General features: G+C 73.7%; 15 protein-coding genes and 1 pseudogene. 5 read left to right on the top strand and 11 right to left on the bottom strand.

Translation table 11 applies throughout. The features are described from left to right. Nucleotides 1-1,059 precede the first annotated feature (1,059 nt). The gene (locus COUCH_RS09500) at nucleotides 1,060-4,317 is read left to right on the top strand and encodes a BTAD domain-containing putative transcriptional regulator (protein ID WP_346015975.1); all 3,258 of its coding nucleotides are present in this window, start codon (nucleotides 1,060-1,062) and stop codon (nucleotides 4,315-4,317) included. On the opposite strand, the gene COUCH_RS09495 is transcribed toward COUCH_RS09500, so the two are convergent. After that, nucleotides 4,314-4,961, bottom strand: coding sequence for a hemerythrin domain-containing protein (locus tag COUCH_RS09495; protein ID WP_249611691.1), 648 nt, complete (start codon nucleotides 4,959-4,961; stop codon nucleotides 4,314-4,316). The genes COUCH_RS09500 and COUCH_RS09495 overlap by 4 nt on opposite strands. A 93-nt stretch (nucleotides 4,962-5,054) precedes the next feature. Between COUCH_RS09495 and COUCH_RS09490 the strand changes: the two are divergent. Continuing rightward, nucleotides 5,055-6,680, top strand: a pseudogene (locus COUCH_RS09490) (GMC oxidoreductase); the annotation flags it as partial. A gap of 328 nt (nucleotides 6,681-7,008) precedes the next feature. Here the strand turns inward: COUCH_RS09490 and COUCH_RS09485 are convergent. Then, nucleotides 7,009-8,142 carry a GH12 family glycosyl hydrolase domain-containing protein gene (locus COUCH_RS09485; RefSeq protein WP_249611690.1) on the bottom strand — a complete coding sequence of 378 codons (1,134 nt, stop codon included), beginning with the start codon at nucleotides 8,140-8,142 and terminating at the stop codon, nucleotides 7,009-7,011. A gap of 292 nt (nucleotides 8,143-8,434) precedes the next feature. On the opposite strand from COUCH_RS09485, the gene COUCH_RS09480 reads away from it, so the two are divergent. From COUCH_RS09480 to COUCH_RS09470, 3 genes are all read left to right on the top strand, one after another. Further along, entirely contained in the window at nucleotides 8,435-8,785 is a 351-nt protein-coding gene (locus COUCH_RS09480; RefSeq protein WP_249613651.1) for a histone-like nucleoid-structuring protein Lsr2, read from the top strand. 80 nt (nucleotides 8,786-8,865) lie between these two features. Further along, complete coding sequence (locus tag COUCH_RS09475) at nucleotides 8,866-9,753, top strand: SDR family NAD(P)-dependent oxidoreductase (protein ID WP_249611689.1); 888 nt, start codon at nucleotides 8,866-8,868, stop codon at nucleotides 9,751-9,753. A 220-nt stretch (nucleotides 9,754-9,973) separates the two neighbouring features. Continuing rightward, nucleotides 9,974-11,053 carry an NAD-dependent epimerase/dehydratase family protein gene (locus COUCH_RS09470; protein ID WP_249611688.1) on the top strand — a complete coding sequence of 360 codons (1,080 nt, stop codon included), beginning with the start codon at nucleotides 9,974-9,976 and terminating at the stop codon, nucleotides 11,051-11,053. A 3-nt stretch (nucleotides 11,054-11,056) separates the two neighbouring features. Here COUCH_RS09470 and COUCH_RS09465 read toward each other — a convergent pair whose 3' ends face one another. From COUCH_RS09465 to COUCH_RS09425, 9 genes are all read right to left on the bottom strand, one after another. After that, on the bottom strand, nucleotides 11,057-12,211 hold the full coding sequence (locus COUCH_RS09465; protein WP_249611687.1) for a hypothetical protein: 1,155 nt from the start codon (nucleotides 12,209-12,211) through the stop codon (nucleotides 11,057-11,059). After that, nucleotides 12,208-12,735 carry a SigE family RNA polymerase sigma factor gene (locus COUCH_RS09460; RefSeq protein ID WP_249611686.1) on the bottom strand — a complete coding sequence of 176 codons (528 nt, stop codon included), beginning with the start codon at nucleotides 12,733-12,735 and terminating at the stop codon, nucleotides 12,208-12,210. Before COUCH_RS09460 ends, COUCH_RS09465 begins: the two co-directional genes overlap by 4 nt. A gap of 135 nt (nucleotides 12,736-12,870) precedes the next feature. Next, on the bottom strand, nucleotides 12,871-13,521 hold the full coding sequence (locus COUCH_RS09455) for an O-methyltransferase (protein WP_249611685.1): 651 nt from the start codon (nucleotides 13,519-13,521) through the stop codon (nucleotides 12,871-12,873). A 25-nt stretch (nucleotides 13,522-13,546) separates the two neighbouring features. Beyond that, nucleotides 13,547-14,242, bottom strand: a complete 696-nt coding sequence (locus COUCH_RS09450; protein WP_249611684.1) for a GntR family transcriptional regulator — start codon at nucleotides 14,240-14,242, stop codon at nucleotides 13,547-13,549. 33 nt (nucleotides 14,243-14,275) lie between these two features. Further along, nucleotides 14,276-15,121: a biotin-dependent carboxyltransferase family protein gene (locus COUCH_RS09445; protein WP_249611683.1), complete on the bottom strand. Its 846-nt coding sequence runs from the start codon at nucleotides 15,119-15,121 to the stop codon at nucleotides 14,276-14,278. Then, the gene (locus COUCH_RS09440) at nucleotides 15,118-15,735 is read right to left on the bottom strand and encodes a 5-oxoprolinase subunit B family protein (protein WP_249611682.1); all 618 of its coding nucleotides are present in this window, start codon (nucleotides 15,733-15,735) and stop codon (nucleotides 15,118-15,120) included. The genes COUCH_RS09445 and COUCH_RS09440 overlap by 4 nt, the downstream gene beginning before the upstream one ends. Then, on the bottom strand, nucleotides 15,732-16,499 hold the full coding sequence (locus COUCH_RS09435) for a putative hydro-lyase (RefSeq protein ID WP_249611681.1): 768 nt from the start codon (nucleotides 16,497-16,499) through the stop codon (nucleotides 15,732-15,734). Before COUCH_RS09435 ends, COUCH_RS09440 begins: the two co-directional genes overlap by 4 nt. After that, complete coding sequence (locus COUCH_RS09430; protein WP_249611680.1) at nucleotides 16,496-17,257, bottom strand: LamB/YcsF family protein; 762 nt, start codon at nucleotides 17,255-17,257, stop codon at nucleotides 16,496-16,498. The genes COUCH_RS09435 and COUCH_RS09430 overlap by 4 nt, the downstream gene beginning before the upstream one ends. 25 nt (nucleotides 17,258-17,282) lie before the next feature. Continuing rightward, nucleotides 17,283-18,506 carry an NRAMP family divalent metal transporter gene (locus COUCH_RS09425; protein WP_249611679.1) on the bottom strand — a complete coding sequence of 408 codons (1,224 nt, stop codon included), beginning with the start codon at nucleotides 18,504-18,506 and terminating at the stop codon, nucleotides 17,283-17,285. Nucleotides 18,507-18,539: the final 33 nt, after the last annotated feature.

The raw sequence follows: 18,539 nt of genomic DNA, 5'->3' as shown, positions 1-18,539 counted from the left end.
CCTGCCGTCGGCCTTGCCGGGCTCCGGACGCTCACCGGCCGCTCCTCGCTGCCACTGCCGCGCACCCGGCGCAGCTTCGCGGCGTGTCGCTGGGCTAAGCCCCACGCCCGGCGCCGGGCGTGCTCGCGGCGGAACTCCTCCCGCTCGGCAGAGTAGCGACGCGACGCGGTCCGGTCGCGCATCACCGCCAATTCTGCCGTCGAGAACAATTGAAGCTGCCGCATGCAATAATTGTTCCGCACCCGGCCGTGGAAACACATTAGACGATCACTCCAAAAGAGCGATGACGGTCACAGGGAATCACCCGGACGCACTCGGTAGGATTCGGGTACCACTCGCAGCGGGAGTCAATTTCGCCGGCCGGGTGGTACCGATTCCAGCGGGAGGGGGTGAGTTCACGTCGCGTCTTGTCGAGGGGCGGGCATTGGAGTGAGCCAGCGCAACGGGAACGCTGGACCGATGAGCAGGCGGCGGACCGCCGCGGGGAGACGAGGGCGACGCCGCGTCACCGCACTGCGGGGGCCGACGTCCTGCCGGAGAGGCCCCGTGCATTCGGAGACAGTGACGCTTATCGGAGAGGGCGCATACGCGTCGGAGATGCCGCGTGCGCGGCGGCCAGAGTGCATTCGCGGCGGCGAGAGCGCATGGGCAACCGACAAATATCGACGCGTACGCGGCGACGAGGGTTCGAACGCGGCGCACAGGCCGCACACGCGAGGGCGGCGGCGCACAACGGACAAGCAATTGCCCATAGGTGGCGACTAGGGCGCAGACACGGCGGACAGGCCGCACACGCAGCGGCGGCGGCGCACGCAGCGGCGGCGGCGCACGCAGCGGCGGCGGCGCACGCAGCGGCGGCGGACAGGGCGCAGACGGCGGCGAGGACGCACGCGCAACGGACAGGCCACACACGCGCCAGCGGCGCACGCGTCACGAACAGGCTGCACGCGCATCGGACAGGGCGCACGCACGACGGCGCGTGCGCGTGCGCATTGGGTAGGTGGGGTGGAGTTGGTGTGGTGATGGGTCTGAGCAGGTGTTATCCGGTACGGTCACCGCGTGGTCGTCGGGGTTGGCGTGCTTGGGCCGTGCGGTGCGACGGTTGGGGGGCGGGCCGCCGATCTTGGCGGGCCTCGGCAGCGGGCCGTGCTGGCGCGGCTGGTGGTGGCCGGGGGTGAGGTGGTTTCCACCGATCTGTTGGTGCATGACCTGTGGGGTGAGGCCGAGGTGCCGGCCAAGGCGCTGGCCGTGCTTCAGGTGCATGTCTCTCATCTGCGGCGGGCTCTGGAGCCGGGGCGGGCGCGGCGGGCGCCGGCGGGGGTGCTGGTCAGCGCCGCTCCTGGGTACGCGCTGCGGTTGCCCGTGGAGCAGGTTGATGCCTGGCGCTTCGATGACCTTGTCCGGCGGGCCGCTGGTGTCGGTGCCGTACGGCGGCATGAATTGCTCACCGCCGCGCTGGGTTGCTGGGGTGGGCCGGCGTACGCGGAGGTTGCCGACGAGGCGTGGGCGGTGCCCGAGGTGGCCCGGCTGACTGAGCTGCGGCTCACCGCCGTCGAGGCGCGGGCCGGCGCCGACCTGGAGCTGGGGCGGCCGGGGCCGGTGATCGCCGACCTGGAACGGCTGCTGCACGACCATCCGGGGCGGGAGGAGGCGGTGCGGCTGCTCGTACTCGCCCTGTACAGGACCGGGCGGCAGGGCGACGCGCTGGGCGTGCTCCGCCGTACCCGCGAGCATCTCGCCGGTGAGCTGGGGCTCGACCCGGGTCCGGCGCTGCGGGCGCTGGAGACCGCGGTGCTCACCCAGGACGCCGAGCTGGACCACGAGCCGGCCGCTGCGCCCGTACCGTTGGCGGTCGAGCCCGAACGACCGCGTCCCGGCGCCGGATTGCGGGGTCGCGACAGCGAGAGTGCCGCGCTCGCGGCCGCGGCGGCGGAGGTCGCCGGCGGTGGCGCGCGGGTCGCCTGGGTCGGCGGGGAGCCCGGTGCCGGCAAGACCACGCTGGCCGACGCCGTGGCGCGGGAGCTGGCCCGGGACGGCTGGCGGCTCGCCCGGGGACGGTCGCCGGAGGTCGAGGGGGCGCCGCCCGGCTGGGCCTGGACGGAGGCGACCGCCCACGACCGGGCCGCAAGCGAAGCCAACGAACAAAGCGCCGCGAAGAAGAACACGGCGAACGAGAACGCCGGGGACAAGAACGCCGGGGACGAGCGGAATCCGTTCCGCTTCGGGCAGGCGGTTGCCCGGCTGCTGGACGACGAGCGGCCCACCGTCGTGGTGCTGGACGACCTGCATCGCGCCGACGATCTCACGTTGCAGGTGCTTCGGCAGGTGCTCGCGCAGCTCGCCGCGCGGCCGTTGCTGGTCATCGGCACGTACCGCGGCACCGAGCTGGGCGACGAGCTCGCGGCGACCATCGCAGCGCTGCTCACGGTCACCGCCGCGCATGTGCGGCTCGGCGGGCTGGATCCGGGCGCGGTGGCCGCGCTCGCCGCCGAGCAGGGGCTCACCCGGGCGACGCCGGAGCTGCTGGCGATGCTGAGCGAGCGTACGGGCGGGAACCCGTTGTTCGTCCGGGAACTCGCCCGCCTCATCGCCGCCGAGGGGCCGGGCGCCGCCGGGGCCGCCGTACCGGCCGGGGTGCGCGAGGTGCTGCGCCGGCGGGTGGCGCGGCTGCCCGGCAGCGCGACCGCGGCGCTGCGGCAGGCGGCCGTGCTCGGCCGGGAGGTGGATGTCGACGTGCTGGCCGAGGTGGCCCGCCGCGACCCGGACGACCTGCTCGACGCCCTGGAGACGGCGGTGCTGGCCGGGTTGCTGGACGAGCCGGCGCCGGGGCAGGTCCGGTTCACCCACGCGCTGGTGCGCGACACCCTCTACGACGACATGCCGCTGCTGCGGCGGGCGCGGTTGCATGCCTCGGCCCTTCTTGCGTACGAGCGCAGGCGCGCGGATGCGGCGACGCTGGCGTACCACGCGGCGGCGTCGGCAGGCCCTGCCACGGCGCATGAGGCGGTGCCGTACGCGGTGGCCGCGGCGCGTGAGGCGCAGGCCGTCGGCGCGTACGGCGAGGCAGCCCGGCAGTGGACCTCCGCCCTGCGCCTGCGCGAGCTCGCCGGACGCCGGACGGCCGGTGACGACGACGGCCTGCTGGATCTGCTGACGCCGGCAGTGGCCGCGCTGGCGAGGGCGGGTGACTTCGTCCGGGCCCGGCAGGCGTACCTGCGTGCGACCGCGGTGGCCCGGCCGCTGGGACGGGCCCGGGCGCCGCTGACCGCCTGGGACGCGCCGCTGATCTGGACGACGCGGGAGGCCCGCGATCCGGACCCGGTCACGCTCGCGGCGCTGCGGAGCGAACTCGCCGCGGACCTCGGCCCGGCGACCCGCGCCGCGCTGCTGATCGCCCTGTTCCGCGAGGTCGAGGGGTACGACGTCGCCGAGGCGATCGAGGTGAGCGCCGAGGCTCTGGAGCTCGCCCGGTCCGCCGGCGACGACCGGCTGCTGTGCGCGGCGCTGAACGCCCGGGCGTACGCGGCCCTCGGGCCGGACCTGCGTACCGAGCGCCGGGCGGTGACCGAGGAGTACCTGCGGGTGGCGGCGGCGACGGGCCAGATCGATCACGAGGCCGTCGCGCACTGGCTGCTGTTCCTGGAGTCCTCGGCGCGCACGGACCTCGGCGCCGCGGTGGCCGAGATGCGCCTGGCCGTCGAGCGGTGCCAGACGGGCCAGCTCGGCGGTCTGCTGTCGGTCGTGGCGATCTTCACCGCGCTGCTGGACGTGCTGGCGGGACGGCCCGATGCGGCGCTCGCCCGCTACGAGGAGGCCGCCGCCCGGCTCACCGAGCACGGCGCGATCAACGGAGCCATGATGGCCGTCGTCGGCCGCATCTCGGTGGCGATGTACCGCGGCGACCTGGGCCCGCTGCGCGCGGAGCTCGAGGCCGTCGACTACGGCTTCCCGGGCCGCATCACCGATCCGTTGGTGCTCGCCATGCTGGACGGTGGCGACGAGGACGCGGCCCGGCGGGTGTGGGCGCGCCGGACGCCGATCGACCGCGACTACTACTGGCTCGGGTTCATGGCGCTGCGCTCGCACGCGGCGGCCCGCCTCGGGGATCTCGACGTGGCCCGGGCCGCGTACGAGGACCTGCTGCCCTTCTCCGGCCGGTTCGCCGGCGCCGACTCGGGCACCCTCTACGCCGGTCCGGTGGATTCCGCGCTGGCGGCGCTGGCCCGGGCCCTCGGCCGCCCCGCGGAGGCCGCGGCGCACGAGGAGGCCGCCGCGGCGCTGCTGCACCGGGTGGCGGCGGCCCTGCAATCGTCCTAAGCGAACACGCGGCGTTCCCGGCGGCGGAACATCGGCGGCAGCACCCTGACCATCACGGCGAACGGAATGCCACCCTCCGCGCGGAACTCGGCCAGTTCGCGATCGGTGCTGACGGCCAGGATCCGCGGCACTTCGAAGGACATCTTGGCCCCGTGCTTGCGGATGGTCGCCTCGACCCGGCTCCAGTCGGCGCGGGTCACGTACCGGCGGATCAGCGGGACGATCGAGCGTTCCTCGTCCTCGATGTGCTCGCGCAGCGTGTCCCGCAGGTCGGCGAGGTCGGCGGCGAGCGGGGCCGGGAAGAGGCCGGCGGCCCGCAGGGAGGCGGCGCCGTCGCGGATGCGGGCCAGCTTCGGGTCCAGGACCGCGTGGTCGTCGGTCAGTTCGGTGAGGTCCACGTGCGCGCCCGCCGAGCGTTCCAGCACCGGCCACAGCACCTCGTCCTCGGCGCTGTGGTGGTGATGGATCGAGTCGCACAGGTCGGTCACGTAGTCCGCGACGGCGGCGGCCCGGCGGCGCTCGAGGCGGCGGCCGGCCTCCCGGGCGGCCAGGTCGGCGACGCGGTCGAGGTCGCGCAGCATGGCGCGGTGGGCCAGCAGCAGCCCGGTCGGTTCGGTCTCGGTGGTGTTCGCGTTGTCGGTCATGCCGGTGACTGTGCGCGGGGGCTCTTTCGGCGGACCTAACGCCGGCTGAACGCGGACCTGGTGCGAACGAATCTCACATGGTGGAGTGGGGCCATGACGGACTACGACATCGTCGTCGTGGGCAGCGGGTTCGGCGGCAGCGTCACGGCGCTGCGGCTCGCCGAGAAGGGGTACCGCGTCGGCGTGCTCGAGGCCGGCCGGCGCTACACCCCGCAGACGCTGCCCAGGACGTCCTGGGACCTGCGCGCCTTCCTGTGGGCGCCCGCGCTGGGGCTGCGCGGCATCCAGCGGATCACGCTGCTCAAGGACATCATCGTGCTGTCCGCCGCGGGTGTCGGCGGGGGCTCGCTGGTCTACGCGAACACCCTGTACCAGCCGCCGGCACGGTTCTTCGCCGACGAGCGCTGGGCCGGGATCACCGACTGGGCGGCCGAGCTGGAACCGCACTACGACCAGGCGTCGCGGATGCTCGGGGTCACGCTGCAGCCGTCGATGACGCCGTCCGACCGGGTGGTCGAGGCCGTCGCCGAGGAGATGGGCGTGGGCGGGACGTTCCGCCGTACGCCGGTCGGGGTGTTCTTCGGCGAGCCGGGGAAGTCGGTGCCGGACCCGTACTTCGGCGGTGCCGGGCCGGACCGTACGGGCTGCACCGAATGCGGCGACTGCATGATCGGCTGCCGCGTCGGTGCGAAGAACCGCCTGGACCTGAACTACCTCCACCTCGCCGAGCGGGCGGGCGCGACCGTGCACCCCGGCACCGAGGTGACGGCCTTGCGGCCGGTGCACGGCGGCTGGCGGGTGGAGACGAAGAAGCGGGTGTTCACCGCGCGGGAGGTGGTGCTCTCGGCGGGCGCGCTCGGCACGCAACGGCTGCTGCACGCGATGAAGGACACCGGCGTGCTGCCCGCGCTCTCCGACCGGCTGGGCTCCTTGACGCGTACGAATTCCGAGGCGCTGCTCGGTGCGCAGGCCGAACGCGTACCCCCGGAACCGTTTTCCCGGGGTGTCGCGATCACGTCGTCGTTCCATCCCGACGAGGACACCCACATCGAACCCGTCCGGTACGGCCCCGGCAGCAACGCGATGGGCCTGCTGACGACCCTGCTGGTGGACGGCGGCGGGCGGGTGCCGCGGCCGGTGCGGTTCCTCGGGCAGGCGTTGCGGCACCCGGCGCTGCTGCTGCGCTCGCTGTCGAACCGGCGGTGGAGCGACCGGACGATCATCGCGTTGGTCATGCAGACCCTGGACAATTCCTTGACGGTACGCCGCACCCGGCGCGGGCGGCTCACCACCGGACCGGGCCACGGGCCGGCGAACCCGACCTGGATCCCGGTGGGTCACGAGGCGGTACGCCGGATGGCCACGGCGATCGGCGGCCACCCGGGCGGCTCGGTCGGCGACGTCTTCGACATCCCGATGACCGCGCACATCCTCGGCGGCGCGACCATCGGCGACTCCGCGGCGACCGGCGTGGTGGACCCCTACCAGCGGGTGTACGGGTACCCGGGCCTGCACGTGGTGGACGGCTCGGTGATCCCGGCGAACCTCGGGGTGAACCCGTCGCTGACCATCACCGCGCTGGCCGAGCGGGCCATGTCGTTCTGGCCCAACAACGGCGATGCCGATCCGCGGCCCGCGCTGGGGGCGGGGTACGAACGGGTCGAGCCGGTGTTGCCGCGCTCCCCCGCTGTGCCGGCGCACGCACCGGCGGTGCTGCGCTGGACCCGCCGCCCGGCTCCGGCTCCGGCTCCGGCCTCAGCTCCGGGTCCGGCTCCGGGTCCGGCTCCGGGTCCGGCTCCGGGTCCGGCTCCGGCGAGGGACGCGGTGACCCCGGCTCCGGCCCCGGTGAGCGATGCGGTGGCCTCCCCTGGCAAACCTGCGGCTGGAAGCGTTTCCAGTGCCGGCCCGGATCCGGGGGTCGAACGCGCGGCCGCCGGATAGCGGGGGCCGGCCAGCCGGCCCGGGAACGCCGGCCGCCCCGCCACCGGGCTGATCGGTGACGGGGCGGGGCAGTTCGTGCCCGGCGCGGGGCCGGGGTCGTGCGGGATCAGGCGCGGCTGCAGGCCGTGCCGTTGAGGGTGAAGCTGGACGGTGCGCTGAAGGTGCCGCTGTAGGTGCCCTGGAAGCCGAACGACGTGCTGCCGCCCGCCGGGATCGCCCCGTTGAACGAGACGTTGCGGGCCGTCACCGCGCCGCTCGAGCCGGTCAGCGTCGCGTTCCAGGAGTTGGTGATGGCCTGGCCGTTCGGCAGGGTGAAGGCGAGGTTCCAGCCGTTGATCGCGCTGCCACCGGTGTTGGCCACCGTCACGTCGGCCGTGAAGCCATTGCTCCAGGCGTTGGTGCCGTACGTGACCCGGCAGGCCGTGCTGCCGGACGGCGGCGGGTTGCTCGGCGGCGGCGAGGACGGGCCGGTGGGCGGGGTGCCGCTGTTGACCTGGGCCGAGAAGTTCGTGACCGCGAGGCCGGCGCCGCCGATCCACGGTTCGAAGCCCGCCTGGATGCTGGTCAGGTACCAGGAGTTGGTCACCGACGTACGGGTCTTCGTGTCGTTGACGAAGTCCAGCACGTTGAAGCTCCAGCTGGACAGCGGGGACGGCGCCACGTACGACACGACGTTGTTGGAACCGTTGCTGCCCTGCCACACCTGCCAGGTGCGGCCGCCGATCGTGGCGTTGCCGACGACCGAGCCGATCGGCTGGATGGAGCCCTGCCGGTTGAACCAGATCATGATTTCCATGGCGTTGACGCCGTCACGCTTGGGCGTCGGGTCGAGCCAGATGTCGTACGCCGCGTCGTACGTCGCGCCGCTGACGAAGTTGTACGAGATGCTGCTCGGGGCGCTGCTGATGGAGCTGAGCTGCATCGGCAGGTTGGTGCCCGGCGAACAGTTCGTGTAATGGCAGCCGTAGTACACGGCGGGATACGACACGGGTGCGCCACTGGTGCTGCCGGTGCCCTGCTGACTGGCGATGGTGAATCCGGTGCTCGTGACATTGATGCACTGCTGGGCGCTGGTGCCCCACCGGTTGTTCATCACCACGTATCGGCCGCCGATGGTGGTGGATCCGTACTGATCGCAGATCTGCGTGTCGGCCTGTGCGGGGCCGGCCACGGCGAAGGCCGTGACACCGGCGCCGGCGAGCATGACAGCCGCGGCGACGGCGCGGATGGCGCGTCTCATGACAGCTCCTAGGTGAGGGATTTCCCGGGGGACGGGGGTTCGTGGGAGCGCTCCCAGGCAACGTACAACACATCGACGAACCTGAGAAGTGTTGCCACGAAGTTTCCGGGAGCCGGCCCGCGCCGCGGCCGCCTTCGCAGCCCTCACCGGCGAATCTTTCCGGCCCGCCGGATCGGAACGCGACATGCGCGAGTGCAATTTGCCTCGGACCCGCCGCGGCGACAGAATGAAAACGCGCGACAATTTCGACGACACGCACTCGAACAATGACCGCTGTAGGAGCGAGCACATCATGGCCAAGCAGGTAATCACCCTTCTGACCGACGACCTCGACGGCGGCGAGGCCGACCGCACGGTCGAATTCGGACTGGACGGGGTGAACTACACGATCGACCTGTCGGAGAAGAACGCCGGCAAGCTGCGCAAGGCCCTGGACCCGTACCTGTCGGTCGCCACCCGCGTGGGCCGCGGCGGCGGCGAGCCCCGTTCCGCGCGTCGCGGCGGCGCCCCGGCGAGCACCGGCCGCGCCACCCGCGACCAGAATCAGGCCATTCGCGAGTGGGCCGGCAAGAACGGTTACGAGGTTTCCGAGCGCGGCCGGATCCCGAGCTCCGTGGTCGAGGCGTACCACAACAAGCGATAACTCGTCCGCCGGCTCGGGAAACGGCGTCGCCACATCGGCGACGCCGTTTCTCGCGTGAACGGCACGCATGAACGGCACGCGTGAACCGGAGCGCCCCGTCCGACCACCCCACCACCACCCACGAACGGACTGAAGGCGCCCCGTCCGACCACCCCACCACCACCCACGAACGGACTGAAGGCGCCCCGTCCGACCACCCCACCACCACCCACGAACGGACTGAAGGCGATATGCGGGTCGTGATCGTGACCGGGGCGTCCGCGGGCATCGGCCGGGCCACCGCGCTGCGCCTCGGCCGCCCCGGCACCACCGTCGTCCTCGCCGGCCGCCGCGCCGACGAGCTGGCCGCCGTCGCGGCGCAGATCCGGGCGGCCGGCGGCGCGGCCGTATCGGTGCCGGGCGACCTGCGGGACCCGGCGGCGACCGAGGCGCTGACCGCGGCGGCGCTCGGCGTCACCGGCCGGATCGACGCCCTCGTCAACAACGCCGGCCGCGGCGGCCCGGCCACGGTACGCCTCGACGACGCCGAGCTCGTCGCGATGGTCGACGTCAACCTGCTCGCGCCGATCCGGCTCATGCGTTCGGTGCTGCCGGCGATGCTGGCCGCCGGCGCGGGCTCCATCGTGAACATCGGCTCGGTCGCCGGCGAGGTCGGCATCGGCGGCGTCTACTCGGCCACGAAGTTCGGGCTGCGCGGCATCACCGACTCGGTCCGCCGTGAGGTCGCCGGCACCGGCATCGGCGTGACGCTGATCGAACCCGGCCGCGTCGGCACCGAGATGAACGCCCGCGACGCCCACCGGCTGCCCGGCCCGGAGGTGGTCGTGGACGCGATCGAGCGGGCGCTGCGCCGGCCCCGCCGCCGCATCGTCGTCCCGTGGCGCTACCGGGTCTCCATGCTGGCCGCCGCGGCACTGCCCGGCATCACCGACCGCATGTACGCCGGCAAGGCCGCCCGGTCCCGCTGACCGGCCCGGCACAGGCGGACCGGCCCCCGCGCAGGAGGGCCGGTCCCCGCGCAAGAGGACGGCCCCGCGCAGGAGAGCCGGTCCCCGCGCAGGCAGGCCGGTGCCCGCGCTGGAGCGCGGGCCGCGCGGTCCCCGCGCAAGAGGAACAGGCCCCGCGCAGCTTGGCCGCGAGCCGAGCCGCCCAGGGTTCAACGCCGGCTGCCCGGGTAGGGCTTCAGACATGCGAGTCGTGATCGTCGGAGCGAGCGGTAACGCGGGTACGGCGCTGCTGCGCCGGCTGCGCAACGAGCCCGGGATGGACCTGGCCGGGGTGGTGCGGCGGATGCCCGGCACGGACACCGTTCCGTACGACGCGGTCGAATGGCACTCCTGCGACATCGGTACGCCGGAAGCGCCCCGGCGGCTGGCGGAGATCTTCCGGGGCGCCGACGCGGTGGTGCATCTGGCGTGGCAGATCCAGCCCAGTCACGACCAGCGGCGGCTGTTCCGGACGAACGTGCTCGGCAGCCGCGCGGTCGTCGAGGCGGTGCTGCGGGCCGGAGTTCCGTCGCTGGTGTACGCGTCGTCGGTGGGCACGTACGCTCCGGGCCCCAAGGACGCGTACGTCACGGAGGCGTACCCGAAGACCGGGGTGAAGGGTTCGTCGTACAGCCGGCACAAGGCGCTCGTCGAGGCGCTGCTGGACCGCGCCGAGTCGGACCATCCCACGCTGCGGGTCGTCCGGCTGCGCCCCGGCCTCATCTTCCAGCGCGACGTCGGTACGGAGATCGGCCGCTACTTCGCCGGCCCGCTGCTGCCCGCGCGGCTGCTGCGGTTCGGCCGGATCCCGGTCATCCCCTCGCACCCGGGGCTGCGGGTGCAGGCGGTGCACGCCGACGACGTGGCCGACGCGTACGCCCGCGCGCTCGCCTCCGACGTGCACGGCGCGTTCAACGTGGCGGCCGGTCCGGTGCTGGACCCGACCGTGGCCGCCGAGGCGTTCCACGGCCGGGAGGTCCCCGTACCCGGGTTCCTGCTGCGGGGGGCCGCCGACCTGAGCTGGCGCCTGCGGCTGCAGCCCGTCGACGTCGGCTGGGTACGCCTGGGCCTGAAGGCGCCGCTGATGTCCTGCGACCGCATCGCCGCGGAGCTGGGCTGGCGACCGCTCACCGGCGCCGTGCACGCGCTCAAGGAACTGGTCGCCGGGATGGCCGACCGGGCGCACACCGACAGCCCGCCGCTGTCGGGCGCCCCGGACCTGCCGGGGCGCCTCGGTGGGGTGCTGCGCGGACGGCTGCCCGGCTCCGGCAACCCGTACTAGGACTCAGCGGTCGCACTGCCACGTGATCACACCGGAGCTGCCGTCGAACGGCCGGCCGATCACGAGGCCGGTGTCGGCGATCGCGAAGGGCTCGCCGCGCCCGCCGTTCTCGGAGCTCAGCTCGACGGTGGCGTCGTCGCGCAGAACCGTGCCGTTGGAGACGATCCAGCCCGCGGCGTTGACGGCGTTCGCGGGCGCGTTCACGGGCAGGACGGTCACCTCGCCGGTGCGCAGGTCCCAGCGGGCAACCTCGCCGGAGGGCCACAGGTTGCCGGTGGCCCAGTCGCCGTGCGCGTCGTTGACGGCACCCTGCTGGTTGGCCGGCCCGGTCAGCGCCCGCCCCAGCCCGCGTTCGTCCCAGCGGAACGAGGTCAGATCACCCTTCGCGGAGACGACGCTGCCCAGGATCGAGCCGTCGTCGAGGATGCTCGTGCCCTCGGCGTACGCGGGAAGCGGCAGTTTCGTGGCGGTCGTCGCAGTGGCCTTCCAGAGCAGCACGGCGTCGGTGCGGTCGCCGGAGCCCTGCCGGGTGGCGTTGACGATGATGTCGCCCCGCCGGTTGACGGAGGCGTCGCGGAACGTCCACTTCCCCGGCGGCGGGATCATCTTCTCCGGTACGCCGCCGATGTAGCGCAGGACCGAGTCGGCCCATTCGTCCTTGGGGCCCGCGACGGCGGCGACCACACCGCCGGCGCTGACCGCGTCCGCCTGCACCCAGTCGCCGACCTTCGGCAGGGTCTGCGACATCCCGTCCGTCCACAGCACCGGCTGTGAGCGCCCGACTCCGGCCAGCTTTCCCTGAGGGGTGCTGCGCTTGCTGGGCCGGAAGTCGTTGGCGATGACGTAGCGGCCGCCGGGGTCCACGCCCGCGGCTTGGACGGCGGTCATTCCGTCGGGAGTCGGCAGCCACGTGGCGCCGCACCGCACCGTCGCCGGCGGGCCGGCCGGCTGGTCGGCGCGCTGACCGTCCGTGTACGCCATCAGCGAGGGAACCGCCGCCAGCAGACCCGTCGCGAGGGCCGCGCCCAGACCCGCCTGCACTGCCCGCCGGCGCCTGGCCCGCTTGCGGCCGCCCTCGACCACCGTCCCCACGCGCAGCTGGGTGTGGGGCACCTCCACCGCCTGCAACCGCTCCCGTACGTCCTGCTCACCCATCATGATCCGTCCCTCGATCCTCGCGCGGTACCGGCCTCGGCCGGGGTGAGAGCGGCGCGCAGGGCGGCCAGCCCCCGGGAGCACTGGCTCTTGACGTTGCCCACCGAGCACTTGAGCACCTCGGCGGTGGCCTCGACGGTCAGGTCGTCGAAGTACCGCAGCACCACCACGGCCCGTTGGCCCTTGGGCAGCGCCCGCAGCGCCGTGACCAGCGCGTCGCGCTCGACGATGCCGTGCTCGGCGGCGGCTATCGGCACCGCGTGCGGCGGGACACCGCCCAGCCGTACGCGCGACCACCGCAGCCGCCGCTCGTCGAGGTAGCGCCGCACGAGGATGCTCTGCACGTACGCGTCGACGTTGTGCGCCGCCGCGACCTTGCGCCACTGCACGTACAGGGCCGTCAGCGTGGCCTGGACGATGTCGTCCGCCCGGTGCGCGTCGCCACAGAGCATGTACGCGGTCCGGTGCAGCCGGGACAGCCGTCCCGCCACGTACTCGGTGTACTCACGTTCCTCGTCGGCCCGCATCCCGCTCCCTCCGGCGCCCTCACCTCACCGTCGTCGGCCGCGCCGGAAAGGGTTGCACGGCAACGCCGGATTTCAGCGGTGGCGGGTGAGGACCGCCGCCCGCTGCGCCGGAGGGTTGCCCGGGACCGCCAGATCTCAGCGCTTGCGGACGAGGGTGATCCCGTCCCGCACCGGCAGCATCACGCAGTCGACGCGCTCGTCGGCCACCACCAGGTCGTTGATGCGGCGGATGGCCTGGTCCGCCGGGTCCTGCGCGGCCGGGTCGAGGACGCGGCCGTCGCGCAGCACGTTGTCGAGCACGATCAGGCCGCCCGGCCGCAGCCGCGGCACCAGCTCGGCGTAGTAGTCCGGGTATCCGGTCTTGTCGGCGTCGATGAAGGCGAAGTCGACGACGGCATCGCCGGGCAGGGCCCGCAGCGTCTCGACGGCCGGGGCCAGGCGCAGGTCGATCCGGTCCGCCACGCCGGCCCGCTTCCAGTAGTCGCGCGCCACCGCGGTCCACTCGGGCGACACGTCGCAGGCGAGCAGCCGGCCGTCCTCCGGCAGGCCGCGGGCGATGCAGATGGCCGAATAGCCGGTGAACACGCCCACCTCGACGGCGAACCGGGCGCCGGTCAGCCGGACCAGCATGGTCAGCAGCTCGCCCTCGTCGTGGCTGATCTGCATGCCGGCGGGGCCGGGGAAGGACCGGGCGGTCTCGGCCGCGAGGTCGCGCAGGACCGGGTCGGCGGGCTTGCTGTGCGCCAGGATGTAGTCGTTGATCGCGGGATCGATGATGTCTGCCACGCGGCCATCCTGCCGCATCGATCGCTCAGGGGAGGTTGCCGAGGACCACGCGTTCGGAAGTGAGCAGGTAGTCGCGGAGCAGGGCGGCGGCCCGGTCCTGCTCGCCGGCCTCGTACAGCGTGGTGATGTCGTCGTTCATGGCCACGAACGGCCGGTGCAGGGCCTCCGGGTCGGGCGCCGCCACGAACGCCAGGCGCAGCTCCGCGGTGAGCTGACGCATCCAGCCGTCCAGGCGGGGGCTTCCGGCCAGCGCCACGATCTGCTCGTGGAAGTGCATGTTGGCCGTACCCACGCCCCGCCAGTCCCCCGCCGCCACCGCGGCCCGGGCGTCGGTCACGGCCGCCCGCATGGCCTGGGCGCGCGGCGGGTCGGTCGGTGCCTGCGCGAGCGCGGTGCATTCGAGCAGGACGCGTACGCGGTAGATGTCGGCGATCTGCGCCGGGCTGAGCGTGGCGACGAAGACGCCCCTGTTGGGCTCGCGGACCAGCAGGCCTTCCTCGATGAGCGTGGAGAACGCCTCGCGCAGGGTGTTGCGGGAGACGCCGAGCGGCCCGGTGAGCGAGGTCTCGGCGAGCCGCGTACCCGGCGCCAGCTCGCCGTTGATCATCGAATTGCGCAGCTGCTCCACCGCCCGCGCGGCGGAGCCGGCCCGCGCGGCGGAGCCCTCACCCGCAGCGGAGCCCTCACCCGCAGCGGGACCCGGCCTCTCGACGGTCGTCACGGTTCCAGTCAACCAGCCCGCGACGCGCGCACCTCAGCCGGGCGCACGGGTGAAGCGCACGGTCGCACCCGGCCGCAGCTGCGCCGCGCGATCGGCCGACTCCGGGGTCAGCACGGCGATGACGGGATATCCGCCGGTCACCGGATGGTCGGCCTGGAACACGATCGGCCGGCCGTCCGGCGGCACCTGCACCGAGCCTCGGACGACGCCCTCGCTGGGCAGCTCGGCCGTGCGTGCTCGGGTCAGCGGGGGGCCGTCGAGGCGCAGGCCCACCGAGTTGCTCGCCGGGGTGACCGTGTACTCGGCGCCGAGGAACGTCTCGATCGCGTCGGGGGTGAACCAGTCGTCGCGCGGGCCGAGGTCGACCTCGAGCGGCCCGTCCGCGGGCGGGGCGAGCGCCGGGGTGTCCCCCGGGTTGCCCGGGACCGGCCCGATGCGCAGGACGTCGCCGGGCGCCGGGCGGGCCGGGCCCATCCCGAGCTGGTCGGTCGAGCGCGAGCCCAGCACCGGCGGGACCGCGAAGCCGCCGCGCACGGCAAGGTAGCTGCGCAGCCCTCGCCGCGGCATGGTGACGGCGACGGTGGCCCCGGCGGGCACCTCGACGACCTCCTCCACGCCGGTGCGCTCGCCGTCCACCGTGAGCACGGCGTCCGTACCGGTCAGCACGACCACCGCCGGCTCGTCGAAGCGCACCCGCAGGCCACCCAGGGTGCACTCCAGGACGGCCGCGCCGGACGGATTGCCGGCCAGCGCGTTGGCGCGGGCGTACGCGGCCCGGTCCACCGCGCCCGACGGCGCGACGCCCTGGTGCGCGTGGCCGGGGCGCCCGGCGTCCTTGAACACGGCGAGCGGGCCGGTCCGCAAGACGGTCACGGTCATCGCTGCACCGCCTTGAAGGTCACGCGTACGCCGGGCAGCAGCAGTGCCGGCTCGGGCCGGTCCAGGTCCCACATGCGTTCCGTGGTGCTGCCGATCAGCTGCCAGCCGCCCGGGCTGTCACCGGGGTAGACGCCGGAGAACCGGCCGGCCAGCCCCACCGAGCCGGCCGGGATCCGGGTCCGCGGCGTCGTGCGCCGGGGCACGTCGAAGCTGGGGTGCCCGCCGGTGAGATAGCCGAAGCCGGGCGCGAAGCCGGCGAACGCCACGGTCCACGGTGTGCCGGTGTGCCGCGCGACGACCTCGTCCGGCGTGATCCGCAGATGCTCGGCAACCTCGGTCAGGTCCGGGCCGTCGTAGGACACCGGGATCTCGACGGAGCCGGCGTACGCCTGCCCGCGCCCGTCCGGCTCGAGCACGGCGGCCGCCTCCCGGACCGCCGCCGGGGACGTGACCGCCGGGTCGAACCGGATCAGCACCGTCCGGGCCGCCGGCACCAGGTCCGTGACGCCGGGCAGGGCGGCCGCGCGCAGGGCCGCGTACAGGGCGAGGGCCGCGTCGAGGTCGTCCACCTCGGCGAGCACGGCCTCCCGCCCGCAGCGCAGGAATCTCGTCATGCCTCGTATTCCGTGTCGGGCACGTCGGTCACGAACATGTGCCCGGGTGCGTGGGTGATGGCGTACGGGACCTGCGAGGCCATCACGGCCGCCTGAGGCGTGACGCCGCAGGCCCAGAAGACCGGGATCTCTCCCGGCCGGATCTCCACCGGCTCGCCGAAGTCGGGCTTGGCGAGGTCGCCGATACCCAGCCCGGCCGGGTCCCCGATGTGCACCGGCGCGCCGTGCACCGCGGGGAAACGGCCGCTGATCGTCACCGCGTCCGCCACCCGGTCCGCCGGGATCGGCCGCATGGAGACCACCAGTTCGCCGCGCATCCGCCCGGCCGGCCGGCAGTCGCGGCTGGTGCGGTACATCGGCACGTTGCTGCCCGCGGAGATGTGCCGGACGTCGATGCCCGCCTCGATGAGGGAGGCCTCGAAGCTGAAGCTGCAGCCGATGAGGAACGCCACCAGGTCGTCGCGCCAGGCCGCGGTCGCGTCCGGGACCTCCTCGACGAACGCGCCGTCGCGCCAGATCCGGTAGAGCGGCAGGTCGGTGCGCACGTCGGCGCCGGGGGCGAGGACGGTGGCCGGCGAGCCGGGGTCGGTCACGTCGAGCACCGGACAGGGCCTGGGGTTGCGCTGGGCGTAGAGCAGCATGTCCCAGGCCCAGTCGCGGGGCACGGCGATGAGGTTGGCCTGCGCCACGCCGGGCGCGAGGCCGGCCGTGGGCCGGACCAGGCCGGCCCGGAACCGCGCGCGCAGGTCGGCCGCGGCGGTCATGCGCCGGCTCCGGCGAAGGCGGTGATGCGTACGCCCGCGGCCGTGAGCCCGTCGTGCACGGCCCGGGCCATCTCCACGGCGCCCGGCGAGTCGCCGTGCACGCAGATCGAATCGGCCTCCACCTTGATCACGGACCCGTCGACGGCCACCAGGGTGCGGTCGGTGACCAGCCGGACCATGCGCTCGGCGACCTCGGCGGGATCGTGCAGCAGCGCCCCGGGCAGCCGCCGGGAGACGAGCGTGCCGTCGGGGTGGTAGCCGCGGTCGGCGAAGGCCTCGCGGACGGTCCGCAGCCCGGCGTCCTCGGCGAGCCGCAGGAACGCGGAGCCGGGCAGGCCCAGCACCGGCAGGTCGGGGTCGTACCGGCGGACCGCGTCGACCACCGCGGCGGCCTGCTGCTCGTGATGCACGATCGCGTTGTAGAGCGCGCCGTGCGGCTTGACGTACAGCACCCGGTCGCCGGCGGCGCGGGCCAGGCCGTCCAGGGCGCCGATCTGGTAGATGAGGTCGGCGACCAGGTCCTCGGTCTCGTAGTCGATGAAGCGCCGCCCGAAGCCGGCCAGGTCCCGGTAGCCGACCTGGGCGCCGATGACCACGCCGCTCGAGACCGCCCGCTCGCAGGTGGCGAGCAGCGTCCGCGGATCGCCGGCGTGGAAGCCGCAGGCCACGTTGGCGCTGCTGACGATGCCCAGCATCGCGGCGTCGTCGCCGAGGCGCCAGGTGCCGAAGCCCTCGCCGAGGTCGCTGTTGAGGTCCATGTCTCCTCCTTCGCGCGGACGGCGGTCAGCCGGCCAGGTAGTCGAAGATCGTGCGCGCCGACGTGATGCCCATGTACCAGGTGAGGGCGGCCACGGCGGCGCCCAGCACGAGCAGCCACACCGGGTACGCGTACCCCTGGAGCAGTTCCCGCCGGCGCCACGCCGCGTACAGCAGGATCGTGAAGCCGATGGGCAGGATCAGGCCGTTGAAGCCGCCGGCGAAGACCAGCAGGGCCGAGGGCGCCGTACCGATCAGCAGGTAGACGGCGGCGCTGACGGCGATGAACGCGACCGTCGCCCAGGAGCGCGGGCGGCCCGCGGTGAGCTTGGGCGAGAAGGCGTTGAAGAACGACACCGAGGTGAACGCCGCGCCGACCACGGAGGTGATGGCGGCGGCCCAGAGCACGATGCCGAAGGCCCGCTCGCCGAACTCGCCGGCCGCCGACCGGAAGGCCTGCGCGGTCGCGTTGCCGGAGGTGTCGAGGGCGACGCCGCCGGCCACCACGCCGAGGATCGCCAGGAACAGCACGAACCGCATGAGGCCGGTGACGGCGATGCCGGTGAGCGCGCCGCGGGTGACCTCGCGGATGTGCTCGGGCCCGGCGGTGCCGCTGTCCAGCAGCCGGTGCGCCCCGGAGTACGTGATGTAGCCCCCGACCGTGCCGCCGACGATCGTGGTGATCGCCGCGAAGTCGATGTGGTCGGGCAGCACGGTCTGCTTGAGCGCGGTGCCGACGGGCGGGCCGGACACGACCGCGACGTACACGGTCAGCACGATCATGACCAGGCCGAGCACGATGAGCAGCCGGTCCATGGCCAGGCCGGCGCGCTTCACCGCGAAGATGACGATGGCGATCAGCGCGCTGATCGCGCCGCCGAGCTTGGGGTCGAGGCCCAGGGCGGCGTTGAGGCCGAGCCCGGAGCCGGCCACGTTGCCGATGTTGAACACCAGCCCGCCGAGGATGACCAGCGCGGCGAGCAGGTGGCCGGCGCCCGGGACGACCGCGTTGGCGATCTCGTGGGCGCGGCGGCCGCTGATCGAGATGATCCGCCAGATGTTCATCTGGACGACGAAGTCCACCAGGATCGACACCAGGATGCCGAAGGCGAACGCGGCGCCCAGCTTCGCCGTGAAGGTGGTGGTCTGGGTGATGAAGCCGGGCCCGATGGCGCTGGTGGCCATCAGGAAGATCGCCCCGATGAGGGCGGTCCGGCGGGTCCTGGCGGGGTTGGTCACGTCCGTCGACATCGGCGCTCCTCGATCGGAATGGTTCGAGTGGAG

The sequence above is a fragment of the Couchioplanes caeruleus genome (genome assembly GCF_023499255.1).
GTDB lineage: Bacteria > Actinomycetota > Actinomycetes > Mycobacteriales > Micromonosporaceae > Actinoplanes > Actinoplanes caeruleus_A.
This window is presented reverse-complemented; position numbering and strand designations above follow the sequence as displayed.